Source organism: Serratia proteamaculans, assembly GCF_949794035.1.
GTDB lineage: Bacteria > Pseudomonadota > Gammaproteobacteria > Enterobacterales > Enterobacteriaceae > Serratia > Serratia proteamaculans.
The window spans coordinates 725,040-749,379 of sequence record NZ_OX461105.1; the positions used below are offsets into that span (position 1 = coordinate 725,040).

19 protein-coding genes and 1 riboswitch are annotated in these 24,340 nt (G+C 57.9%); of the genes, 5 read left to right on the plus strand and 14 right to left on the minus strand.

Features of this window, described 5'->3' with window-relative positions; genetic code table 11:
• Window positions 1-115 precede the first annotated feature (115 nt).
• Window positions 116-937, plus strand: coding sequence for a co-chaperone DjlA (gene djlA / locus QOT07_RS03300; RefSeq protein WP_085120201.1), 822 nt, complete (start codon window positions 116-118; stop codon window positions 935-937).
• A gap of 60 nt (window positions 938-997) precedes the next feature.
• On the opposite strand, the gene rluA is transcribed toward djlA, so the two are convergent.
• The 3 genes from rluA to QOT07_RS03315 all read right to left on the minus strand — a co-directional run bounded on the left by rluA (window position 998) and on the right by QOT07_RS03315 (window position 7,241).
• Window positions 998-1,648, minus strand: a complete 651-nt coding sequence (gene rluA, locus QOT07_RS03305; protein ID WP_261427615.1) for a bifunctional tRNA pseudouridine(32) synthase/23S rRNA pseudouridine(746) synthase RluA — start codon at window positions 1,646-1,648, stop codon at window positions 998-1,000.
• 57 nt (window positions 1,649-1,705) lie between these two features.
• On the minus strand, window positions 1,706-4,612 hold the full coding sequence (gene rapA, locus QOT07_RS03310; RefSeq protein WP_099063101.1) for an RNA polymerase-associated protein RapA: 2,907 nt from the start codon (window positions 4,610-4,612) through the stop codon (window positions 1,706-1,708).
• Between the two features lie 265 nt (window positions 4,613-4,877).
• A complete protein-coding gene (locus tag QOT07_RS03315) occupies window positions 4,878-7,241 on the minus strand; it encodes a DNA polymerase II (protein ID WP_283602566.1) in 2,364 nt (787 codons plus the stop codon).
• A 184-nt stretch (window positions 7,242-7,425) separates the two neighbouring features.
• Here QOT07_RS03315 and QOT07_RS03320 point away from each other — a divergent pair, with 184 nt between their 5' ends.
• Window positions 7,426-8,196 carry a DedA family protein gene (locus QOT07_RS03320; RefSeq protein WP_099063099.1) on the plus strand — a complete coding sequence of 257 codons (771 nt, stop codon included), beginning with the start codon at window positions 7,426-7,428 and terminating at the stop codon, window positions 8,194-8,196.
• Window positions 8,197-8,437: 241 nt separating this feature from the next.
• On the opposite strand, the gene ilvN is transcribed toward QOT07_RS03320, so the two are convergent.
• The 7 genes from ilvN to sgrR all read right to left on the minus strand — a co-directional run bounded on the left by ilvN (window position 8,438) and on the right by sgrR (window position 15,869).
• A complete protein-coding gene (gene ilvN, locus QOT07_RS03325) occupies window positions 8,438-8,731 on the minus strand; it encodes an acetolactate synthase small subunit (protein WP_099063098.1) in 294 nt (97 codons plus the stop codon).
• A 3-nt stretch (window positions 8,732-8,734) separates the two neighbouring features.
• Window positions 8,735-10,429, minus strand: a complete 1,695-nt coding sequence (ilvB, locus tag QOT07_RS03330; RefSeq protein WP_283602567.1) for an acetolactate synthase large subunit — start codon at window positions 10,427-10,429, stop codon at window positions 8,735-8,737.
• A 110-nt stretch (window positions 10,430-10,539) separates the two neighbouring features.
• Window positions 10,540-10,656, minus strand: coding sequence for an ilvB operon leader peptide IvbL (gene ivbL / locus QOT07_RS03335; RefSeq protein WP_208295193.1), 117 nt, complete (start codon window positions 10,654-10,656; stop codon window positions 10,540-10,542).
• Between the two features lie 88 nt (window positions 10,657-10,744).
• On the minus strand, window positions 10,745-11,449 hold the full coding sequence (thiQ, locus tag QOT07_RS03340; RefSeq protein WP_207979291.1) for a thiamine ABC transporter ATP-binding protein ThiQ: 705 nt from the start codon (window positions 11,447-11,449) through the stop codon (window positions 10,745-10,747).
• The gene (thiP, locus tag QOT07_RS03345) at window positions 11,436-13,043 is read right to left on the minus strand and encodes a thiamine/thiamine pyrophosphate ABC transporter permease ThiP (RefSeq protein ID WP_261416063.1); all 1,608 of its coding nucleotides are present in this window, start codon (window positions 13,041-13,043) and stop codon (window positions 11,436-11,438) included. Before thiP ends, thiQ begins: the two co-directional genes overlap by 14 nt.
• A complete protein-coding gene (thiB, locus tag QOT07_RS03350; protein ID WP_099063094.1) occupies window positions 13,019-14,005 on the minus strand; it encodes a thiamine ABC transporter substrate binding subunit in 987 nt (328 codons plus the stop codon). The genes thiP and thiB overlap by 25 nt, the downstream gene beginning before the upstream one ends.
• Before the next feature lie 58 nt (window positions 14,006-14,063).
• Window positions 14,064-14,170: riboswitch (TPP riboswitch) on the minus strand.
• Between the two features lie 37 nt (window positions 14,171-14,207).
• Window positions 14,208-15,869, minus strand: coding sequence for an HTH-type transcriptional regulator SgrR (gene sgrR, locus QOT07_RS03355; protein ID WP_283602568.1), 1,662 nt, complete (start codon window positions 15,867-15,869; stop codon window positions 14,208-14,210).
• Window positions 15,870-15,959: 90 nt separating this feature from the next.
• Between sgrR and sgrT the strand changes: the two genes are divergently transcribed.
• The 3 genes from sgrT to QOT07_RS03370 all read left to right on the plus strand — a co-directional run bounded on the left by sgrT (window position 15,960) and on the right by QOT07_RS03370 (window position 19,109).
• Window positions 15,960-16,133, plus strand: a complete 174-nt coding sequence (gene sgrT / locus QOT07_RS03360) for a glucose uptake inhibitor SgrT (protein WP_283602569.1) — start codon at window positions 15,960-15,962, stop codon at window positions 16,131-16,133.
• 156 nt (window positions 16,134-16,289) lie between these two features.
• Window positions 16,290-17,495, plus strand: coding sequence for a sugar efflux transporter (locus QOT07_RS03365; protein ID WP_283602570.1), 1,206 nt, complete (start codon window positions 16,290-16,292; stop codon window positions 17,493-17,495).
• Between the two features lie 141 nt (window positions 17,496-17,636).
• A complete protein-coding gene (locus QOT07_RS03370; protein ID WP_099063090.1) occupies window positions 17,637-19,109 on the plus strand; it encodes a DASS family sodium-coupled anion symporter in 1,473 nt (490 codons plus the stop codon).
• Window positions 19,110-19,156: 47 nt separating this feature from the next.
• On the opposite strand, the gene leuD is transcribed toward QOT07_RS03370, so the two are convergent.
• The 4 genes from leuD to leuA are packed head-to-tail and all read right to left on the minus strand — an operon-like array spanning window position 19,157 to window position 23,841.
• Window positions 19,157-19,759: a 3-isopropylmalate dehydratase small subunit gene (leuD, locus tag QOT07_RS03375; RefSeq protein ID WP_085120215.1), complete on the minus strand. Its 603-nt coding sequence runs from the start codon at window positions 19,757-19,759 to the stop codon at window positions 19,157-19,159.
• 11 nt (window positions 19,760-19,770) lie between these two features.
• Window positions 19,771-21,171, minus strand: coding sequence for a 3-isopropylmalate dehydratase large subunit (gene leuC, locus QOT07_RS03380; protein ID WP_099063088.1), 1,401 nt, complete (start codon window positions 21,169-21,171; stop codon window positions 19,771-19,773).
• 1 nt (window position 21,172) lies between these two features.
• On the minus strand, window positions 21,173-22,264 hold the full coding sequence (gene leuB / locus QOT07_RS03385; RefSeq protein WP_085120217.1) for a 3-isopropylmalate dehydrogenase: 1,092 nt from the start codon (window positions 22,262-22,264) through the stop codon (window positions 21,173-21,175).
• Window positions 22,265-22,266: 2 nt separating this feature from the next.
• Complete coding sequence (gene leuA / locus QOT07_RS03390; protein WP_017891594.1) at window positions 22,267-23,841, minus strand: 2-isopropylmalate synthase; 1,575 nt, start codon at window positions 23,839-23,841, stop codon at window positions 22,267-22,269.
• Window positions 23,842-24,340: the final 499 nt, after the last annotated feature.

Here is a 24,340-nt window from a genome sequence, read left to right on the forward strand (position 1 = left end):
ATAGGCGCAAAGATAAATGACAGGTATGATAATCCAAATCCTGAGAAAAATCGCCTTAACCCTCACCTAAGACGGGAGGGAGCAGTCGGCTTTCGGCATGATAATTGAGGAGTATATGCAGTATTGGGGAAAACTGCTCGGGGTCATCGTGGCCATTTGGGCTGGCGCGGGATTCTGGGGTGTAGTTTTGGGGCTGATTGTCGGTCATATGATCGACACTGCGCGCAGCAATAAGCGCAGCCGGGGCTTTTTCGCCGGCCAGCAAACGCGGCAAACGCTGTTTTTCCGCACCACTTTTCAGGTGATGGGTCACCTGACCAAATCAAAAGGACGTGTTACCGAGGCGGATATTCAGATCGCCAGCCTGTTTATGGATCGTTTGCAACTGCACGGGGAAGCCCGTACGGCAGCGCAGCAGGCGTTTCGTGAAGGTAAACAGAGCCAGTTTCCGCTGAGAGAAACGCTGCAGCAGTTCCGCAGCATTTGTTTCGGCCGTTTTGACCTGATTCGGATGTTTCTGGAAATTCAAATCCAGGCGGCATTTGCCGATGGCTCGCTGCACCCGAACGAGCGTCAGGTGCTGTATGTGATTGCTGAAGAGCTTGGCATTTCGCGTGCGCAGTTCGATCAGTTCCTCAGCATGATGGAAGGCGGGCGTCAGTTTGGCGGTGGTCAGCAGGGCGGTTATTCGCACGGCGGTTACCAACAGGCGCAACGTGGGCCTACGCTGGAGGATGCCTGCAAAGTGCTGGGTGTCAGCAGCAGTGACGATGCCACCACCATCAAGCGTGCTTATCGCAAGCTGATGAGCGAGCACCATCCGGATAAGCTGGTGGCGAAAGGTTTGCCGCCGCAAATGATGGAAATGGCCAAGCAGAAAGCGCAGGAAATTCAGGCAGCGTACGACCTGATCAAGCGTGAGAAAGGCTTTAAGTAATAGCGGGCTCTGAATGCCTGACAGGGGCCCAGCATGCTGGGCCCCTCGTTATAATACCACTCAGAAATCCGGTTCGACGCGAAAGTGCATTGGCGTCTGGAATACCGGGTGGGTAATTCGCAGTTCCTGTGCATGCAGCTGTAATCTGGGCGCCATGGCTTTGGCTTCTGGAGGGGCGTAGAAACCGTCGCCGAGGATCGGGTGGCCCAACGCCAGCATATGCACGCGTAACTGATGTGAGCGGCCGGTAATCGGCATGAGTTTTACCCGCGTGCTGCCATCGGCATCGCGTGACAGCACCAGATATTCGGTTTGCGCCGCTTTGCCGGTTTCGAAACACACCTTCTGCAACGGCCGGTTCGGCCAGTCACAAATCAGTGGCAAATCTACCAAACCTTCGTCCTGCTCCAGATGGCCCCATACGCGGGCGATATAAGACTTCTTCGGCTCCCGCTCGCGGAACTGGCGCTTAAGCTCGCGCTCGGCAGGCTTGTTCAGCGCCACTACAATCACGCCGCTGGTTGCCATATCCAGGCGATGTACTGATTCTGCCGCCGGAAAGTCCGCCTGAATGCGTGTCATCAGGCTGTCTTTGTTTTCCGGCGCACGGCCAGGTACCGACAGCAGGCCGCTCGGTTTGTTGACCACGATAATGTGCTCATCCTGATACAGAATATGCATCGGGCCCTGCGGGGGATTGTAAGGTTCCATCTTGTTGACTCCGCTGAAAGTGACGGTACGGGGAACCGCAGTTCCCCGTCGCACAGATTACTGGTGAGTCACGACCACCAGACGGATCGCATCCAGACGCCATCCCGCTTCATTCAGGTTAACCAGCACCTGCTTGCGGTTGAACTCCAGCGTTTCGACTTCGTCATCACGGATGTTCGGGTTGACCGCCTTCAGGGCTTCCAGACGCGCCAATTCGGTGCTCAGCTTGTCATCCGCTTCCTGTTTCGCCAGTTCAATCAGCGCACGGGCCTGCTCTTCAACCAGGCTTTCCGCCTGTTGCAGCATGGCATGCACATCCTGCTGCACCGCATTGACCAGCTTGCTGGAGGTGTGACGATTAACCGCGTTCAACTGGCGGTTGAAGCTTTCGAATTCAACCTGTGCCGCCAGATTGGTGCCTTTGCGGTCCATCAGCATGCGGATTGGCGTCGGGGGCAGGAAGCGGGTCAGTTGCAGGTGCTTCGGCGCCTGTGCCTCAACCACGTACACCAGTTCGACCAGCAGGGTACCGACCGGCAGCGCCTTGTTTTTCAACAGGGAGACCGCACAGCTGCCGGTATCGCCGGACAGGATCAGATCCAGACCGTTGCGGATAATCGGGTGTTCCCAACTGACGAACTGCGCATCTTCACGCGACAGGGCCTGTTCGCGATCGAAGGTGACGGTGCAGCCGTCCTGCGGCAGGCCCGGGAAGTCCGGCACCAGCATATGGTCGGACGGCGTCAGCACAATCAGGTTGTCGCTGCGATCGTCCTGGTTGATACCGACGATATCGAACAGGTTAAGCGCAAAGCCCACCAGATTGACGTCGTTGTCCTGATTGGCGATAGCTTCTGCCAGTGCTTGCGCTTTCTCACCGCCGTTGGAGTGCATTTCCAGCAAGCGGTCACGGCCCTGCTCCAGTTGCACTTTCAGGTGGTCGTGCTGCTGACGGCAGGCATGAATGAATTCATCCAGCCCTTCCTGCTCGGTCGGCGACGCCAGGAAACCGATCAGTTGCTCGTAGCCGCTGTCATAAATGGTGCGGCCGGTTGGGCAGGTATGCTCGAAGGCATCCAGCCCTTCGTGGAACCAACGCCCCAGTACCGCCTGAGCGGTGTTTTCCAGGTAAGGCACCATGATTTGAATGTCATGCATCTGGCCGATACGGTCCAGACGGCCGATACGCTGTTCCAGCAGATCCGGGTTGAACGGCAGATCGAACATCACCAGGTGGCTGGCGAACTGGAAGTTACGGCCTTCAGAACCGATTTCCGAGCACAGCAACACCTGAGCGCCGTCTTCTTCTGAGGCGAAGTAGGCGGCGGCACGGTCGCGTTCGATAATTGACAAGCCTTCGTGGAATACGGCAGCGCGGATCGCTTCACGTTCACGCAGCACCTGCTCCAGTTGCAGCGCGGTGGCGGCGTGGGCGCAGATCACCAGTACTTTCTCGTGACGGTTGGCCACCAGGTAATTCAGCAGCCACTCAACGCGTGGATCGAAGTTCCACCAGGTGGCGTTTTCGCCTTCGAACTCCTGATAAATTTGCTCCGGGTACAGCATGTCGCGCGCGCGGGCATCGACGGTTTTCTTCGCACCCATGATGCCGGACACTTTAATCGCGGTCTGATACTGGCTCGGCAGCGGTAGCTTGATCTGGTGCAGGTTACGGTGTGGGAAACCTTTGACGCCGTTACGGGTGTTACGGAACAGCACGCGGCTGGTGCCGTGGCGGTCCATCAGCATGGTGACCAGTTCCTGACGCGCCTGCTCACTGTTGTCACTGTCGCTGTTGGCCGCTTTCAGCAGCGGTTCGATGTCCTGCTCGTCAATCAGTTCACCCAACAGGTTCAGCTTGTCATCGGTCAGACGTTCACCGCTCAGCAGCAGGGTGACGGCGTCGGCCACCGGGCGATATTTCTGCTGTTCGGCGACAAAGTCGTGATAGTCGTGGAAACGGTTCGGATCCAGCAGGCGCAGACGGGCGAAGTGGCTCTGCTGGCCAAGCTGTTCCGGGGTTGCGGTCAGCAGCAACACGCCGGGAATGTGCTCAGCCAGTTGCTCAATCACCTGATACTCGCGGCTTGGCGCGTCTTCGCTCCAGGCCAGGTGGTGGGCTTCATCGACCACCAGCAGGTCCCACTGGGCGTCGGCCAGCTCTTCCAGACGCTGCTTGTTGCGGCGCACGAAGTCCAGCGAGCAGATCACCAGTTGTTCGGTTTCAAACGGGTTGCTGCTGTCGAGTTTGGCCTCTGAGTAACGGCTGTCGTCGAACAGTGAGAAATACAGGTTGAAGCGGCGCATCATTTCGACCAGCCACTGGTGCTGCAGGGTTTCCGGCACCACGATCAGTACGCGCTCGGCGCGGCCTGCCAGCAATTGCTGGTGAATGATCATCCCGGCTTCGATGGTTTTACCCAGGCCGACTTCATCCGCCAACAGCACGCGCGGTGCGTGACGCTGACCGACTTCATAGGCGATATGCAACTGGTGCGGGATCAGGCTGGCGCGCATGCCGCGCAGGCCGGCAAACGGCAGACGATACTGCTCGCTCTGGTATTTACGCGCACGGAAGCGCAGGGCGAAACGGTCCATACGGTCGATCTGGCCGGCAAACAGACGGTCCTGCGGCTTGCTGAAGGTCAGCTTGCTGTCCAGCAGCACTTCACGCATTGCCACACCGCTTTCCTGGGTATCCAGGCGGGTGCCGATATAGGTCAGCAGGCCGTTATCCTCTTTGACCTCTTCCACCTGCAGCTCCCAGCCTTCGTGGTTGCTGATGGTGTCGCCCGGGTTGAACATCACGCGGGTGATTGGCGAGTCATTTCTGGCATAGAGGCGGTTTTCGCCGGTTGCGGGGAAAAGCAGGGTAATCATGCGCGTATCCAGCGCCACGACGGTACCCAGTCCTAATTCGCTTTCCGTGTCGCTGATCCAGCGTTGACCAAGTGTAAAAGGCATATATTGTCGGCTCGATTCTTTAAGTAAGTCTTGTTACCGGGCGAGAAGGCCGCGGCACCCGTATCAAACGTCTGCTAATCCCGATTTATTTTAATATGGCGGGCAATAGCTATTCATCCCATGCATACATCATCGATGGCATGGGTGGAGTGTGGTCCAGAATTTGGGAAGGGCGCTATGGTAATGGAAGGCGGCGCGTTCGTCACCTGCAAAACCCGATGATTTTTCTTAACCCTTCGCCAACGCCCGCATGGCGGGCGGAATGTTAAAACAGGCCCATCTGTCCGGTCACCAGAGTGGTAAAATCGTCATGTAAAAATGGCAGTATGGCGTCAGCCACCGGTTCCAACTGGCGCTCGAGATAATGGGGGTAATCAATTGCCGACTGCTGGGTTTCCAGCGGCTCTGGCCCGGCCACGGTCATCACATAGCTGATCCAGCCGCCGTTCTGGTATTGCAGCGGTCGCCCCTGCTGACGATTATAGTCGTCAGCGATGCGGGCTGCGCGAACATGTGGCGGGACGTTACGTTGATATTCGTCCAGCTTTCTGCGCAGGCGCTTGCGGTAGACCAGCCGATCGTCGAAGTCGCCGTTAAGCGTTTGGCTAACGTATTCACGCACAAAATCCTGATACGGCTGCCGCTTGAAAATACGTTGGTAAAGCAGCTGTTGGAACTGCTGTGCCAGCGGTGTCCAGTCGGTACGCACCGTTTCCAGCCCTTTGTACACCATCTCTTCGCTGCCGTCCGGTTTGGCGATCAGCCCGGCATAGCGTTTTTTACTGCCCTGTTCGGCACCGCGAATGGTGGGCATCAGGAAGCGCGAATAATGGGTTTCGAACTCCAGCTCCAGCGCATTTTCCAGCCCGTACTGTTGCTGTAAATGCTGTTGCCACCATTGGTTCACCTGTTGCACCAGGGTCCGGCCTATTTGCGCCGCCTGTTGCTCGTCATGCGGCTGCTTGAGCCACACGAAGGTGGAATCGGTATCCCCGTAGATCACCTGATAACCCTGAGCCTCGATCAGCTCGCGCGTCTGGCGCATGATCTCATGGCCACGCAGGGTGATTGACGAGGCCAACCGCGGATCGAAAAAGCGGCAACCGCTCGATCCCAGTACGCCGTACAGCGCGTTCATAATGATCTTTAATGCCTGGGACAAGGCTTTGTTCTGTTGACGCTTGGCTGCCTCACGCCCTTGCCAGATCTGTTCGACGATCGCCGGCAGACAGTGTTTGCTGCGCGAGAAACGTGCATGGCGGAAACCGGGCACCGAATCGGCATCGCCGGGGTGCTGCATGCCTTCCACCAACCCGACGGGGTCGATCAGGAAGGTGCGGATGATCGACGGGTACAGGCTCTTGTAATCCAGCACCAGCACCGAGTCATACAGGCCGGGCTGTGAATCCATCACAAAGCCACCAGGGCTGTGTTCTTCCGGTTGCTCGCCGAGGTTGGGGGCAACAAAGCCCAGCCGGTGCATGCGCGGCATATACAGATTGCTGAACGCGGCCACCGAACCGCCGCTGCGGTCGGCGGCCAGTCCGGTCACCGTGGCGCGCTCCAGCAGGAAGGTCAGCAGATCGGTCTTGGCGAAGACTCGCGTCACCAGTTCGCAGTCCTTCAGGTTGTAGCGTGCCAGCGCCGGTTTGTCTTCGGCAAAGCGCCGGTCGATTTCCGCCATTCGCTGGTAAGGATTGTCGATCGACTTGCCTTCTCCCAGCAGTGTCTGCGACACATGCTCGAGGCTGAAGGAAGGGAAGTTCCAGGTGGCGGACTTCAGTGCCTCGATGCCATCAATAATCAACCGCCCGGCGGCGGAGGCAAAAAAGTGATTCTGCTTGAAACCGTGTTCACGCCACTCCAGCAGGTTGCCGCCACGACCAAACCGTAACGGGATTTGGTAACGCTCGGCATGTTTTTGCAGCACCCGTAAATCGAACTGCACCAGATTCCAGCCAATGATGGCGTCGGGATCGTGTTGTTCCAGCCACTGATTCAGCCTTTCCAACATTTGTGGGCGGCTGACACAGTACTCCAGGTCAAAATCCAGCGCCTCATTGCCACCGTTAGCCGGCCCGAGCATGTAAACCTGACGCTGACCGCAGCCTTCCAGCGCGATCGAGTAGAGCTCGCCATGGGCGGAGGTTTCAATGTCCAGCGAGACCAGTTTCAACGTGGGGCGATATTCCGGCGCCGGCTTCATCTGGCCGTTGATCAGCGGACCATTGCCGTTGTCCTGGCCGGTGAACCACACCGGCGCAGTGATAAAGCGTTCCATCAGGTAGCGTTCCGGTGGGCGGATATCGGCCTCATAGAGATTGACACCGCCGTCTTTCAACAGCCTTTCCAGTTTGATCAGCTGACGGTGCTGACGGCAATAGAGCCCCAACACCGGGCGATGATGAAAATCGGTTAGCGGCAGCGGTTTTAGCTCCCATTGGCGCTCTTCACGCAGCAATTGCTCAGCGCGTTGACGCTGTTCGACCGGGATAAAGGCGACGGAGGTCTGCGGCGACAGGCGAAGTTGCTGCGGGCCGTGATCGGTCGCCAGCCAAAACTCCACCTCGGTGCCGGCAGGCGTATCACGCCAGTGGCGGGTGAGCAAGAAACCCTGTTGGAGTGACATCACGCTGTTCCTGACAAGCTAAGCTAAAGGGGGGAATAGATAAGTTATAGTATGGGTTTTTATACAGTAATTGTCCATTACCGCACAGTTCTGCCAAAAACGCATACAATTCACCGGTTGACTCGTTTCCGGCGGCACCTGACAATCCCACGCCCACGCGCTTTGGATAACCAACAGAGGTTTAATGGAAGCCTATTTACAGCATTTGATCACCCAGTCTTTGGCTTTCACTCTGATGGTCGTCATGTTTGTCGCGTTTTTGGAATCGCTGGCGCTGGTCGGACTGCTGTTGCCCGGTACGGTGATGATGGCCAGCATCGGTGCGCTGATCGGCAGTGGTCAGGTGGACTTCTATTATGCCTGGGCTGCCGGGATCGTCGGTTGCCTGCTGGGGGACTGGATCTCTTATTTTATCGGCCGCGCTTTCAAGGGGCCGCTGCACCGCTGGTCATTCCTGAAAAAGAACAAGGCGATGCTCGACAAGACCGAACATGCGCTGCATCAACACAGTATGGCGACCGTTCTGATTGGCCGCTTTGTCGGCCCGACCCGCCCGCTGGTACCGATGGTGGCGGGGATGCTGGACTTACCGCCGTACAAATTTGCACTGCCGAACATTATCGGCTGTATCACCTGGCCGCCGGTCTACTTCTTCCCGGGGATTCTGGCCGGGGTGGCGATCGACATTCCCGCCAGCGCCAACAGCGCTTTATTCAAATGGCTGCTGTTTGCGGTGGTGGTGTTGATCTGGCTGGCCGCCTGGCTGAGCTGGCGCTGGTGGCGTGAAGGCAAGCGCAGCGCCGATCGACTAAGCAACTGGCTGTCACCGGTACGGCTACGGATGGCCTGCGTACTGAGCTGGATCCTCGCGCTCACCACCTTTTATTATCTGCACCAGCAGCCGTTGATGCCGGTTTACCGACATTTGCTGTGGAAGGTGCTGGCCGGGCAGTAACCAGGGGTTATTCGCCTCAGATTGTGACAAAGCCTGTTATTAGGGAGAGCGTGCCGAAGGGGTCGTAGCGGCTTGTCCGCCGACCAATTTGCCGGGAGCAAATTGGAACGACTTCCAGTCGGCCCGTAGGGTGGGACACATGGACGTGTCCCATAATGGCCCTCGGTGCGCTAGGCCCGGGTATCTCGGGTTCAAAGACAACTTTGTCATCAAACTCGGGGGCGTAACGCCCCTCGGTGCATTACTGGAAGAAAGCCTCTAACTGTTCGAACACCCGCACGTCTTCGCTGTGGCGTTTTACCTGCAGCACATCTTCGAGTTTTTCCACCTGGCTGATCATCTGCATCAGCCGTTGATCGTCCGCCACCAATAGCCAGATACGGCTCTGTTTGCCGTCTTTCAGCGGCAGACACAGAATGCCCTCTACGTTGAAGGCGCGGCGGGCAAACAGGCCGCACACGTGCGACATCACGCCGGGATGGTTACGTACCGTCAGCTCCAGGATCACCTGTGGGTTATTGTGTTGTTCTGACATGGCTTATTCTCCAATCATGTCGATGTTGGCGGCACCCGGCGGCACCATCGGGAAGACTTTTTCATTGATATCAATCAGCGCGTGGATCAGGCAAGGGCCGGGCCGTTGGATCGCTTCGGCCAGCGCGGCCTGCGGATCTTCTGCGGCGTTCAAATCGCAGGTATCCAGCCCGAAACCGGCGGCAATCTTGATAAAGTCGGTACGCTTGGGATAGGCGGCGGCAAAGATGCGCTGCTGGTAGAACAGCGTTTGCTGCTGATGCACCAGCCCCAGCGCTTGGTTGTTCATCAGGATAATTTTCACGTCCAGATCCTGCTCGACGGCAGTGGCCATTTCCTGAATGTTCATCATCAGACTGCCGTCACCGGAGAAGCACAATACCTTGCGCTGCGGCTCGGCCAGGGCTGCGCCGATCGCCGCCGGCAGGCCGAAGCCCATGGTACCCAGGCCGCCGGAGGTCAGCCACTGGCGTGGACGGCTCAGCGGATAGGCCTGCGCCACCCACATCTGATGCTGGCCTACATCGGTGGTGATGATGGCGCTTTCGTCCACGCAGCGTGCAGCAGCCAGCACCAACCCGTAGTGACTCAGCGGATCTTCGGCGTTCGGCATGCTGAACGGGAACTCGCGCTTCAGGCCGTTGACGGTTTCCAACCATTCGCTGCGCGGCTGCGCCTCAATCTGCGGCAGCAGCTGTTGCAGCACCTGGCCGACGTCGGCATGAATGGCAATGTTGGCCTGTTTCACCTTGCCCAGTTCGGCACGGTCGATATCCACGTGAATGATGCTGGCGTTCGGGCAGAACTGTTCGGTTTTGCCAATTGCCCGATCGTCAAAGCGTGCGCCCAGTACGATCAGCAGGTCGGCCTCTTGCAGAATGAAGTTGGTACTGCGCGCCGCGTGCATCCCCAGCATGCCCAGCGACAGCGGGTGCTGTACCGGCATGGCACCCAACGCCATCAGCGTCATGGTGGTCGGCAGGTTGGCGCGTTCCGCCAACTCAATCGCCTGTTGGTGAGCATTGGCGCAGATGATGCCGCCGCCCAGGTACAGCACCGGGCGCTTGGCCTGGTTGATCATCGCTGCGGCCTGCGCTACGGCAGTGGCCTCGAAGGTGGGGGCGGCGTCGGGAACGGCGATCGGCGGCAGTTCATCCCAATCGATCACCGCGGTTTGTACGTCCTTCGGTACGTCGATCCACACCGGGCCAGGACGGCCGGATTCGGCGATACGGAATGCGTCGCAGATCACCTGTGGCAGTTCACGGATATCGCGCACCAAATGGTTGTGCTTGGTGATAGGGATCGAGATGCCGTAGGTGTCTACTTCCTGAAAGGCATCGGTGCCGATCATCGAGGAGGGCACCTGGCCGGTGATGCACACCAGCGGAATGGAATCGAGCTTGGTGTCGGCGATGGCGGTCACCAGGTTGGTGGCGCCCGGCCCGCTGGAGGCGATGCACACCGCAGCTTTACCATTGGCGCGTGCCATGCCCTGCGCCATAAAGCCCGCGCCCTGTTCGTGGCGTGCCAGTACGTGATGAATGCGGGTGCTTTGGCTCAGTGCGTCATACAGCGGCAGCGCCGCGCCACCGGGAATGCCGGCGACGGTGGTGATGCCCTGACGTTCCAGCAGATGAACGATCAACTGTGCGCCGGTGAAGCGGTTGCCTTGCTGTGGCGTGCCCGAAATTGCCATGTTCCTATCCTTTCTCAAGGCCGGTTCGCTTTTCTGGGCAGGGGGCTGAAACTAAAAACCCCGCCCGGTTGCGCCGGCGGGGTTTGGGAATCGATGCGTTGATTCGGACCCTACGGCGCATTGCCGACGACCACCACCACACGCACGACGACCATCACCGCGGCTGGTAGCGCGGTAACTAGTAGGGTCGAAGTCAGCGAGGATGCGATCACAGGGAACCTTATCATCAGTAAAAAAAGTCAGGTTTTTATAAAACCACAGGCGAAAAATTCGCACAACAGGTTTATTTGCGCAGCATAAAAAACGCGCGGCAGATCACGGTTTGTGTGAAATGCCCAACACCCGGGCTTCCGGCGCACTGCCGTCCAGCAATGCCTGGGTTGGACCGTCGTAATATATGCGTCCATCGACCACCAACAGGGTACGTGGCGCGATGCGCGCGGCGTCATCCAGGTTGTGGGACACCATCAGCAGCGTCAGGTTGCGCTGGTCACACACCTCCCGCAGCAGGTGCAGCATCTCATTGCGTAACGCCGGATCGAGCGCCGAAAAGGGTTCGTCGAGCAGCAAGATGGGTCGCTGGCGGATCAGACAGCGCGCCAGGGCGGCACGCTGACGTTGGCCGCCGGAAAGCTGGGACGGCAGACGTGGCAGATGCTCTTCCAGCCCCACTTGCCGGGCAATCTGTGCCAACTGCTGCTTTTGCTGCTCATTCAGCCGCAGCCCCGGATCCAGCCCCAATCCGATGTTCTGCGCCACCGTCAGGTGGGCAAACAGGTTGTTTTCCTGAAACAGCATCGAGACCGGGCGTTTGGCCGGTGGCGTGGCGGTGTGAACGCTGCCGTTCAGCAGCAGCTTGCCGCTGGCGGCCGGCAGGAACCCGGCGATCAGGCTGAGCAGGGTGCTTTTGCCTGCGCCACTGGGGCCAAGCACCGCGACACGTTCGCCTGGCTCAATGCGCAGGTCAAAGCGCATCGGCAGGTGCTCATACAGGTAGGTCAGTTTTTCAAGCTCTATCATGGCGGCCCGGTAAGCGTTCGATCAGGGTAAACAGCAGGAAACACAACAGTAGCAACAACAGTGCGGTGACCGCGCCGTCATTACTGCGATAGGCGCCAATCTGCTGATACAGGTAGTAAGGCAGAGTGCGAAAGTGCTCGTTGCCAAACAGGGCCACCACGCCGAAATCGCCGATCGACAGCACGCAGGCAAAGGCCAGCGCCTGGGCCAGCGGGCGGCGCAACGCTTTCAGCTCGATAAGCCGCAGCCGCTGCCAGCCGTGGATATCCAGCGATAGACACAGTGGGTTGTAGCGTTCGGCCAGGTCGCGCATCGGGTTTTCCAGCACTTTCAGCGCGTAGGGCACCGCCATCAGTGCATTGGTGAGGATCACCAGTGCGTACGGCGACTGTGGCAGCCCGACGGTATCGCTCAGCAGCAGGAAGAAGCCGGTCGCCAACACGATGCCCGGCATCGCCAGGATCACCATGCCGCTCAGTTCCAGTGCATGGCCCCAGCGCAGGCTCTGTTGCAGCTTCAGCTCACGGCTGCTCCACAGCAGCATCATGGTCAGCACCACGCACAGTGCGCCGGCACCGAGAGCAATACGCAACGAGGTAAACAACGCCTGCCACAGCACCTGCTGTTGTAGCACGCTGACCAGAGTTTGGTTGGCACCGTCGGCAATCACCGCCAACAGCGGGGGTAACAGCAGTAGCAGGGCAGCGACGATCAGCAAAAAGTCGCTGACCCGGCGCCCCAGGCTGTCTTCCGGGTTACGCCAGACGTGGGCCTGGGTGTTGCCGACCGGCAAGGCCTGGCTCAAGCGCTGGCTGAGTACCACCAGCCCCAGGCAGCAGGCCAGTTGGATCAGCGCCAACAGCGCGGCGCGGCTGAGATCGTAGTCATAGCTGAGCGCCTGGTAGATCGCCAGTTCGATGGTGGTGGCCTGTGGCCCGCCACCCAGTGACAATACGGTGGCGAAGCTGGCAAAGCACAGCATAAAGATCAGTGCCCCGCTCGGCAGGATCTGGCGGCGTAGTGCCGGCCATTCGACAAAACGAAACTGTTGCCAGCCGCTCATGCCGAGTTGTGCTGCCAGTTGGCGCTGTTCGACCGGAATATTTTCCAGCGCCTGCAACAGCAGGCGGGTCGCCAGCGGCAGGTTGAAGAACATGTGGGCCAACAGGATGCCCTGCAGGCCATAAGGCGAGAAGCTGTAATCAATGCCTAACCAACCGCACAGCGCGGCCAGCCAGCCCTGTCGACCATAAACGCTGAGCAGGCCGAACACCGCCACCAACACCGGCAACACCAGCGTCATGGCGCACAGCCGCAGCAGTAATTGGCGTCCGGGGAAACGGCGGCGGTACAGCGCGCGCGCCAACAAAATGGCGGGCAGCACCGAGATCAGCGCGGACAGCAACGCCTGCCAGAAGGTGAAACGCACCACATGCCACAGATAGCTGTCCTGCCATAGACCTTGCCAGTCGCTTTCCGGCGCGTGCCGCCACAGAGAACCCATCGCCAGTGCGGCGATGGTCAGGATCAGACCGGCAGCCAGCAGCCCCGGCCATAGCCAGCGTGGGATCAGTGGCTGACGGCGGTTTGCCATGCCCGGATCCAGTTGCCGCGTTGTTTGGCCACTTCTTCAGCGCTGTATTGCAGCGCGGTCTGCGGGACGGTCATTTGCTCAAACCCGGTCGGCAGCTGGGTTTTGATCACCGGGTACATCCAGTTGCCGGTGGGAATACTGTTCTGGAACGCCGGGGTCACCATAAATTGCATAAAGCGTTCTGCCAGCTCGGGTTGTTTGCTGGCCTTGAGTTTGCCCGCCACTTCGACCTGCAGATAATGGCCTTCGCTAAAGTTAGCGGCGGCGTAGCTGTCTTTTTTCTCTTCGATCAGATGGTAGGCCGGGGAGGTGGTGTAGCTGAGCACCAGGTCACCTTCGCCTTTCAGGAACAGGCCGTAGGCTTCACTCCAGCCCTTGGTCACGGTGACGGTTTTCTTCGCCAGCTTTTGCCAGGCTTCGGGGGCCTTGTCGCCATAAACTTTCTGCATCCACAGCAGCAGGCCGAGGCCGGGGGTGCTGGTGCGCGGATCTTCGTAAATCACCTTCCAGTTCTGGTCACTGTCGACCAGCTCCTGCAGGCTTTTTGGCGGGTTCTTCAGCTTTTCTTTGTTGTAAACGAAGGCAAAGTAGCCGTAGTCATAAGGCACAAAGGTTTTATCCTGCCAGCCGCCGGGGACGCTCAACTTCGCGCTGTCGACGTCGCTTGGCGCGAATAAACCGGTTTGTTGCGCAGCCTGCAGCAGGTTGTTGTCCAGCCCCAGCACGACGTCGGCGGCGCTGTTTTTCCCTTCCATGCGCAGGCGGTTAAGCAGCGAAACGCCGTCTTCCAGCGCGACGAACTTCAGCTCACAGTCACACTGGGCCTCAAAGGCTTTTTTGACCGCCGGACCCGGGCCCCAGTCGGCAGCGAACGAATCATAGGTGTAGACCGTCAGCGTGGGTTTGGCGAACACCGGTGCGGCGCACAACAACAGTAATAAGGGCAGGCTTTTCTTGACCACTTTGCACTCCTGAAAATTTAGGGGGGCAAGGGTATCTGAGGGGGCGATCGGCTGCTGCCTGTTCGCTGGGCTCAAATCCCTCCGCCGGTATTGACCGGATCAGGTTCGACGGGTTTGTTCTCAGCAAATTCGGCACGCCGCCGTTTTGCACCCCGTTGAGACGGCGCCATTGTAAAGACTAACGGGCGCCGGTGAAAGGCGCTTATGCTTCCGGCGGCGCAAACCAGGCGGATTTAAAATCAAACCAGCCGAGGGTGTTCATCCGCACGCCGCGCATGCTGCGTTGGCCGTGCAGTTGCAACCAGTGGTGGAACAACGGGTGTAACTGATGATTGCTGACCAGGCGTTGGCAAAAATCGGCCAGCGGCAAGGCATTGGCACGCCACAGTGCGGCATCCGTAGCGAGGTCTTCATTCATGCAGTGCTGCATCAGCGGCAGTTCATACAGGGTAGCGAACAGCGAGAACTCCAGCGGCAGATAGAAGTTGGCGCTACCGAGCCATAAATCGCTACTGGCTTCGCCTTTATGCCAGGTGTCGTAATCCACAACCTGGATCTTCAGCTTGATGCCCTGCTGCGCCAACAGGGGTTCGATCGCCTGTTGAATGGCGTGGAATTCCGAATGCTCGCTGTAGTAGGTCAGCGTCAGTTCGGTCAGCCCGGCCGGTTTGGGCTGCTGCGCCAGCGTGCGGTTGTGGTGCCAGCGCGGCAGAAGACCGTAGGCCGGTGACCAATAGCGCTGATAGACCGGGCCGGCATTGCTCAGCAGCGAAATGGGGTTGATCAACTCGCATAGCCAGCTGCGAATAGCCGGATCGGCCGCCAGCGGCGAACGCTGGTCGAACAGCAGGAAATAGCAGCCTTCTTCCAACCGGCTTTCCAGCTCATTTTTGCCGGTATCGTCCGCCTGCAGTTGGACGCCGGAATGCACCAGTTCCTCAGTCACTTCCGGCAACACCCAGATATTCACTTCATCGATCAGCGCGCGGTAACCAAAGTAATCGTCAAAAGCGTGAATTTTCATCTGGCTGCGGTGGTTGCGCACTACGCTATACGGCCCGGTGCCCACCGGGTGGCGTGAGAATTCCGGCAGGCTCTGCCATTCGCGCGGCAGGATCATCGCGGGCACGCTGCCCAGCAGCCACGGCAGCCAGTAATCGGGACTGTGCAGATGGACGTCGATCACATAAGGCGTCGGTGAAGTCACTCGTTCAATATGGGAAAACAACGGCTGTGGGATCAAGCGGGTAAGCGAACTGATGACATCCTCCATTTCCAGCTCGCGGCCATGGTGAAAATGAATCGCCGGGCGCAGATAAAAACGCCAGTGCTGTGGAGTTAATGGCTGCCAGTGATGCGAAAGGTCAGACTCCAGTTCCCCGTTTTCCTCATTTATCCGCGTCAGGCCGCTGAAAATTTGCCGTGCCAGATGGGTTTCCGAACGCCGCAGCGCCGAACCGGGCAACAGGTTGTACAACTGGCGATAGTAGAGCACCCGCAGAATGTGTTTCCCTTGACGAAAGCTGCGCCCCAGTTGGGATAGCAGCATCTGGCGTACCACGTTTTTATCGCCGACCAGTTGCACCAGTTGATCGATGCGGTCCTGCTCCAGCAACTCCTCCGCCCGCTGCTGTTGCAGCGCCAGACCGGTGTAGTGGAAGGTGAGCCGTGAACGCTTGCCGCGCCCCGACTCTGCCTGCCAGGTTAGCCAGCCCTGCTGCTGCATGGCGCCCAGTAACGAACGTACGTGGCGGCGCGAACAGGTGAGCACTTCGGCCAGCTCTTGCAGGGTCGTTTCTGTCGGCTCGCCGTGGCAGCGCTGCCACAGGCGAATGAACTGCTGTTGCAATCTGGAGGTGGACATAAAAGAGGAACGCTCCGGCATCAACCCATCAATTTATCTTTCCCTATATTACGCCGATAATTTTCCTCAATGAAAGGGGGAGGGCGACGGATGAAAGTTTTCTTGTCAAAACAGTTCTATCAGCGGTATTTCACAGCGGTACGCCGCCAGCGGGCCGACTGGTTGGGGCTGGTGCCTGAACAGGTGCGGCTGGAGATACTGGCGCATGTAACCCAATGGGATATCCATAGCATGACAGATAAGCAATACCGCGAGCACCTGTGAGGCTCGGGTAGAAAAGGTTTCTGAGTAATGGTGTTGTTCACCAGCCAGTGGGGTTATACCCACTGGTTTTTTTATTATGGGTCGCGGTGATGTTCTTGCAATTTTTCCACCGTAGCCTAAGGTTCTGTCTTCCGCTTTAGGGTCAGGAACAAAGATATGAAACGCCAGCGCTGGCTGCCACGCCGCTTTAATCCGATCTTTGCCGCATTCCTGCTGATTGCTTTTCTTTCCGGCATTGCCGGCGCGCTCTTGGCGCCGACGCTGAGCCTGTTCCTGACCACCGAGGTCAAGGTACGGCCGCTGTGGGTCGGCCTGTTTTATACCGTTAATGCCATTGTCGGCATTGCAGTCAGTTTCCTGTTGGCCAAGCGTTCGGATTCACGCGGCGATCGGCGCAAGTTGATCCTGTTGTGTTGCCTGATGGCGGTTGGCAACTGTCTGCTGTTTGCCTTTAACCGTGACTACCTGACATTGATCACCGCCGGGGTGTTGCTGTCGGCGATTGCCAATACCGCGATGCCGCAGATTTTCGCGCTGGCGCGGGAATATGCCGACAGTTCGGCGCGTGAAGTGGTGATGTTCAGCTCGGTGATGCGTGCGCAACTGTCGCTGGCCTGGGTGATTGGTCCGCCGCTGTCGTTCACGCTGGCGCTGAACTACGGATTTACCGTGATGTTCATGATTGCCGCGGCGACCTTCGCGATCTGTGCATTGCTGGTGTGGTTTACCCTGCCTTCGGTGCCCCGGGCGGCTCCGGTCGATCCGGGGAATGTACTGGCGGCGACCCCTTCGGCTCCTATCGCCCCTGCCAGCGTCTGGCGCAACCGCGATGTACGACGCTTGTTTATTGCCTCGATGCTGATGTGGACCTGCAACACCCTGTATATCATCGACATGCCGCTGTATATCACCGCCGATCTGGGCCTGCCGGAGGATCTGGCGGGGCTGCTGATGGGGACCGCCGCCGGGCTGGAGATCCCGGCAATGTTGCTGGCCGGTTATTACGTCAAACGGTTCGGTAAGCGCAACATGATGCTGTTCGCCGTGGCGGCCGGCATCCTGTTTTATGCCGGGTTGGTGGTGTTTAAATTTAAGCTGGCACTGATGGTGCTACAGCTGTTCAACGCCATATTTATCGGCATCATCGCCGGTATCGGTATGCTCTATTTCCAGGACCTGATGCCAGGCCGACCGGGCGCGGCAACCACGCTGTTTACCAACAGTATTTCCACCGGGGTGATCCTGGCCGGGGTACTGCAGGGGGCGCTGGTGGAAAACCTGGGGCACTATGCAGTTTACTGGTTGGCGACCCTTCTGGCGGTGGCGGCGTTGTGGATGAGTGCCCGCGTGCGGGAAGTGTGAGCTTAAACGTCACCAACCTTGACGCATGTCATTGAGAACATGACGCCAGCCCCCCAAGCTGAACGGACCCGGAACGCGATGAGCGCGTTCCCGCCCATCTTGCTGCTGAGATGCCGATCCGTTTAGAAAAGTGGGTATGTTATGGATAAACTAACGCCGCTCAAGCCCGTCCCTTCTCTGTGTGCCGTCGTTGCCGCCTTGCTTATTTGGTTTGTGATCCCCGTGCCTGAAGGGGTGGAACCGAATGCCTGGCATTTGCTCGCGCTGTTTATCGGCACCATCATCGCCATCATCGGCAAAGCTATGCCCATCGGCGCCGTTTCGGTGGTGGCGATTGCGCTGGTGGCCGTCACGGGCGTCACCAATCCCGGTAAACCCGGTGCTGCGCTGAATGATGCGCTCAGCGGATTTTCCAACCAGTTGATCTGGCTGATCGGCTTTTCGATCATGATCTCCCTTAGCCTGAACAAAACCGGGCTGGGGGCGCGTATCGGCTATTACTTTATCTCGCTGTTCGGTAAGAAGACGCTGGGCATCGCCTATGCGCTAACGCTGGCGGAAACCACTCTGGCACCGGTGACCCCAAGCAACACCGCCCGTGGTGGCGGGATTATCCATCCAATCATGAAGTCGATCGCCGACAGCTTTGGCTCCAAACCCGAGTTGAACACCTCCGGCAAGATTGGCCGTTATCTGTCGCTGGTAAATTACAATATCAACCCGATCACTTCGGCGATGTTTATCACCGCGACCGCACCTAACCCGTTGATCGTCAGCCTGATCGCCAAGGGCACGCATGGTAACTTCGAGCTGTCCTGGTCCATGTGGGCAGTGGCCGCGCTGGTGCCGGGGTTGTGCTCGCTGATCGTCATGCCGTTGGTGATTTATCTGCTCTATCCGCCGGAGGTGAAAAGCACCCCGGATGCCCCGCGTTTCGCACGCGACAAGCTGCAAGCGCTGGGACCGGTGACGCTGCCGGAGAAAATCACGCTGGCGGTGTTTGCCTTGCTGCTGGTGCTGTGGGCCGGTATTCCGGCGATGATCTTCGGCCCGGCGCTGGCGGTCAACCCGACCACCGCCGCGATGATTGGCCTGGCGGTGCTGCTGGCGACCGGCGTGTTGAGTTGGGAAGATGTGCTCAGGCACAAGGGGGCCTGGGACACGGTGGTGTGGTTCTCCGCACTGGTGATGATGGCCAGCTTCCTTGGCAAGTTGGGGTTAATCAGTTGGCTGTCGCAAACCGTGGGCAACGGTATTGATCATATGGGGATGAGTTGGGTTGGCGGCACGGTATTGCTGACCATTATCTATCTGTATTCGCATTACTTCTTCGCCAGCACCACCGCGCACGTTACCGCCATGTTTGCCGCCTTCTTTGCCGCCGGTATTGCGCTCGGCGCACCGCCCGCGTTGCTGGGTTTAATCCTGGCCTTCTCTTCTTCATTGATGATGTCGCTGACCCACTATGGTACCGGCACGGCACCGATTGTCTTCGGCTCCGGCTATGCGACGCTGGGTGAGTGGTGGAAAACCGGTTTGGTGATGAGCATAGTTAACTTGCTGATTTGGATGTTGATTGGTGGGGCGTGGTGGAAATGGCTCGGTTATTGGTAGTCGGTTATTGATAATAAAAAAACCCGCCTGGCGGCGGGTGATTAATATCAGTTCAGGAAAGCCGGCTGCTGCGCCTCGTAGCGGGAAATATCCGCTTCGTGTTGCAGCGTCAGACCGATGCTGTCCAACCCGTTAATCATGCAGTGGCGGCGGAAGCTGTCGATCTCGAACGGATAGCTTTTGTCACCGGCTTTGACCGTCTGGTTTTCCAGGTCAACTTCAAATTCAATGCCTTCGTTGGCCGCGACCAGTTGGAACAGCGTTTCCACGTCCTGCTCGCTCAGCTTAACCGGCAGCAGCTGGTTGTTGAGCGAGTTGCCGTAGAAGATATCGGCGAAGCTGGGGGCAATCACCACTCTAAAGCCGTAGTCGGTCAGTGCCCAGGGGGCATGCTCACGCGATGAGCCGCAACCGAAGTTTTCACGCGCCAGCAAAATGCTGGCACCTTTGTAACGCGGTTGGTTCAGTACAAACTCCGGATTTGGCTGCTGGCCGGCATCGTCCAGAAAACGCCAGTCGTTAAACAGGTGCTGGCCAAAGCCGGTGCGCGTTACCTTCTGTAAAAACTGTTTTGGAATAATGGCATCGGTATCGACGTTAGCCGCATCCAAAGGCACCACTAAACCGGTATGTTGAGTAAATTTAGCCACGGTTGCGTCCCTTAGTGAATATCACGGATATCGGCGAAATGGCCGGCAATAGCGGCCGCAGCGGCCATTGCCGGGCTGACCAGGTGAGTACGTCCACCGCGGCCCTGACGCCCTTCGAAGTTACGGTTGCTGGTGGATGCGCAGCGTTCGCCCGGGTTCAGGCGGTCGTTGTTCATCGCCAGGCACATCGAGCAGCCCGGCAGACGCCATTCAAAACCGGCATCGATAAAGATTTTATCCAGACCTTCGGCTTCCGCCTGCGCTTTCACCGGGCCAGAGCCTGGTACCACGATGGCCTGAACACCGCTGGCAACCTTGCGGCCTTTGGCGATGGCCGCCGCTGCGCGCAGGTCTTCAATGCGTGAGTTGGTGCAGGAACCGATAAATACCTTGTCGATCGGCACGTCTGTCAGCTTGATACCCGGTTTCAGATCCATATAAGCCAGGGCTTTTTCGGCCGAGGCGCGCTCACCCGGATCGCTGAACGATTCTGGCGCGGGGATGGTCTGGTTGACGGCGATAACCTGACCCGGGTTGGTGCCCCAGGTCACCTGTGGCGCGATGTCTTCAGCGCGCAGGGTAACAATGGTGTCGAATTTGGCATCGTCGTCGGATTTCAGCGTGCGCCAGTAGGCAACGGCCTGTTCCCAGTTATCGCCGGTTGGTGCAAACTGACGGCCCTTCAGGTAATCAAAGGTGGTGTCGTCCGGCGCAACCAGCCCGGCTTTGGCACCCATTTCGATCGCCATGTTGCACAGCGTCATGCGGCCTTCCATGCTCAGCGCCTGAATGGCTGTGCCACAGAATTCCACCACGTGGCCGGTACCGCCGGCACTGCCGGTTTTACCAATCACTGCCAGTACGATGTCTTTAGCGGTGATGCCAACGGCGGCATCGCCGGTCACTTCAATTTTCATGGTCTTGGCGCGGCCCTGTTTCAGGGTCTGGGTCGCCAGCACGTGCTCCACTTCAGAGGTACCGATACCAAACGCCAGTGAACCGAAAGCGCCGTGAGTCGCGGTGTGTGAGTCACCACAGACGATGGTCATGCCCGGCAGCGTCATGCCCTGCTCAGGGCCGATCACGTGTACGATGCCCTGATACGGGTGGTTCAGGTCATACAGCAACACGCCAAACTCTTCGCAGTTCTTGATCAGCTCTTGCATCTGAATGCGCGCCATCTCGCCACTGGCGTTGATGTCTTTGGTTTGGGTGGACACGTTGTGGTCCATGGTGGCAAAAGTCTTGCCCGGCTGGCGTACTTTACGGCCCATGGCGCGCAGGCCGTCGAACGCCTGCGGGGAGGTCACTTCGTGCACCAGGTGGCGATCGATATACAACAGCGGGGTTTCTTCCGGTGCTGAGTAGACCACGTGGGCATCGTATAATTTCTGATATAACGTTTTAGACATGTTATGCCCCCTGAGCAACAAAGCGGGCGATGATGTCACCCATTTCATCGGTGCTGATGGCTGGACCAACACCGGCCAGATCGGCGGTGCGGTAACCCTGTTCCAGCGCCTGATTGATGGCACGTTCAACGGCATCGGCCGCTTCGCTGGCACCCAGGCTGTAACGCAGCAGCAGGGTGGCTGACAGGATCTGGGCGATCGGGTTGGCAATGCCTTTACCCGCGATATCCGGCGCTGAACCACCGGCCGGCTCATACAGGCCAAAGCCCTGTTCGTTCAGGCTGGCGGAAGGCAGCATGCCCATCGAACCGGTGATCATCGCACATTCGTCAGACAGAATGTCACCGAACAGGTTGGAGCACAGCAGCACGTCGAACTGCGACGGGTCTTTGATCAACTGCATGGTGGCGTTGTCGATGTACATATGCGACAGCGACACATCCGGGTAATCCTTGGCGACCTGATTGACCACTTCGCGCCACAGAATGGAACTCTGCAATACGTTGGCCTTATCAATCGAGGTCACTTTGTTGCGACGCTTGCGGGCGGACTCGAAGGCGATGCGGGCAATGCGCTCGATCTCGAAGCGGTGATAAACCTCGGTATCGAAGGCGCGTTCTTGCATGCCCTGGCCTTCGCGGCCTTTTGGCTGGCCAAAGTAGATGCCGCCGGTCAGTTCACGCACGCACAGAATATCGAAACCGCGGGCGGCGATGTCGGCACGCAATGGACAGAACTCTTCCAGCCCCTGGTACAAACGAGCAGGGCGCAGGTTGCTGAACAGTTTGAAGTGCTTACGCAACGGCAGCAAAGCGCCACGTTCAGGCTGCTCTGCCGGCGGCAGGTGTTCCCACTTCGGGCCACCGACTGAACCGAACAGGATGGCGTCGGCTTGCTCACAACCGGCGAGGGTGGCCTGTGGCAGCGGGCTGCCATGGCGATCGATGGCGATGCCACCGACGTCGTATTCGGCTTCGGTGATACGGATGTCAAAGCGCTGACGCACTGCGTTCAACACTTTACGTGCTTGGGCCATTACTTCCGGGCCGATTCCGTCTCCGGGCAAGACGGCAATGTGGTAAGTCTTCGTCATGTTCACACCGTTTCCTGATTATTTTGATGTTTGCTTTGCTGCAGACGCTGTTTTTCTTTTTCTACCTGCTGGGAGCGCCAAATATTATTTAATACGTGAACCATCGCCTTGGCGGAGGATTCCACAATGTCGGTCGCCAGACCCACGCCGTGGAAGCGGCGGCCGTTGTAGGACACCACAATATCAACCTGGCCCAGGGCGTCGCGGCCCTGGCCTTTGGCGGTTAACTGGTATTTCACCAGTTCAATGGGATAACCGGTAATGCGATTGATGGCCTGATAGACCGCGTCAACCGGCCCGTTACCGGTGGCCGCTTCGGCTTTCTCTTCTTCGCCGCAGATCAATTTCACCGATGCGGTGGCCATGATGCTGCTGCCTGACTGCACGCTGAAGTAGTCCAGGCTGAAATGCTCGGGCTCTTCCTGCTGCTTATTAATGAAGGCCAGGGCTTCCAGATCGTAATCGAACACCTGACCTTTCTTATCGGCCAGCTTCAGGAAGGCGGCGTACAGATTGTCCAGGTTGTAGTCCTGTTCTTTGTAGCCCATCTCTTCCATGCGGTGTTTCACCGCCGCGCGGCCGGAACGGGAAGTCAGGTTCAACTGCACATCTTTCAGACCTATGGTCTGCGGGGACATGATTTCGTAGTTTTCACGATTTTTCAGCACGCCGTCCTGATGAATGCCAGAGGAGTGGGCGAAGGCATTGGAACCGACGATCGCCTTGTTGGCAGGGATCGGCATATTACACAGCTGGCTGACAATTTGGCTGGTGCGGAAAATTTCCTGATGGTTGATGTTGGTGTGCACGTTCATGATGTCCTGGCGCACTTTGATTGCCATGATCACTTCTTCCAGCGAGGTGTTGCCTGCGCGTTCACCAATGCCATTCAAGGTACCTTCTACCTGGCGTGCCCCCGCCTGCACCGCGGCGATGGAGTTGCCGACCGCCATCCCCAGATCGTCGTGGCAGTGCACAGAGATAATGGCCTTGTCGATATTCGGTACGCGGTCATACAGGGTGGTGATAATGCCACCAAACTGGTTCGGCGTGGTGTAGCCAACGGTGTCTGGAATATTGATGGTGGTAGCACCGGCGTTGATGGCGGCTTCTACCACACGACACAGGTTATCGATCGGCGTACGGCCTGCATCTTCACAGGAGAACTCTACGTCATCAGTGTAGTTACGGGCGCGCTTCACTGAGCGGATTGCCATCTCCAGCACTTCGTCGAACGAGCGCTTCAGCTTGGATTCAATATGCAGGGTGGAGGTAGCCAGGAACACGTGAATACGGAAGGCTTCGGCCACGCGCAACGCTTCGGCTGCGACGTCGATGTCTTTATCCACGCAACGGGCCAGGCCACATACACGACTGTTTTTAATCTGGCGGGCAATGGTTTGTACGGATTCGAAATCGCCCGGTGAGGATACCGGGAAGCCGACTTCCATGACGTCGACACCCATTCTCTCCAGCGCCATCGCTATCTGAATCTTCTCTTTCACGCTCAGGCTGGCTTGCAGCGCTTGTTCGCCATCACGCAGCGTTGTATCGAAAATAATGACTTGTTGGCTCATCAGGGCGTTCCTTATCGTGTTTATTTCACGCTAAGCGGGTAAAAAAAAACCCGCGCAGTAGCGCGGGTTTGTTATGAGGGTGGGCTAAATCAGCTCTGAACTGCGTCCACCGGCATACCGCGCAAACAAGATGCGTTAAGTAGTAGGCCTAGTAGACGGTAAGTACGGTTCATGGCGGTTCAGCTTCTCTAAAATAGTTTCGTTGCCTAATTTGATACGTTATTGGCTTGGTCATGTCAACACCTGATTGAAAATGAGGGTACTCACTGACCTCCTGATTAACGTTCCGCGGCGAACAGAAGATAGTTCGGTAAAAAATGACATTGTCAGATAAAAGGCAATGAAGGATTTGCGGGCCTGTTAGCATAAATGAAATGAATATATATCGTCGCAATTGCTTCTGATGTTCATTAGGTTAAAATTAAAGATGCAAAACGACAGAAGGCATGCTAGCCAAAAGAAAAATAGGGGTGGTTATATTTTTTCCATCAATATGTTT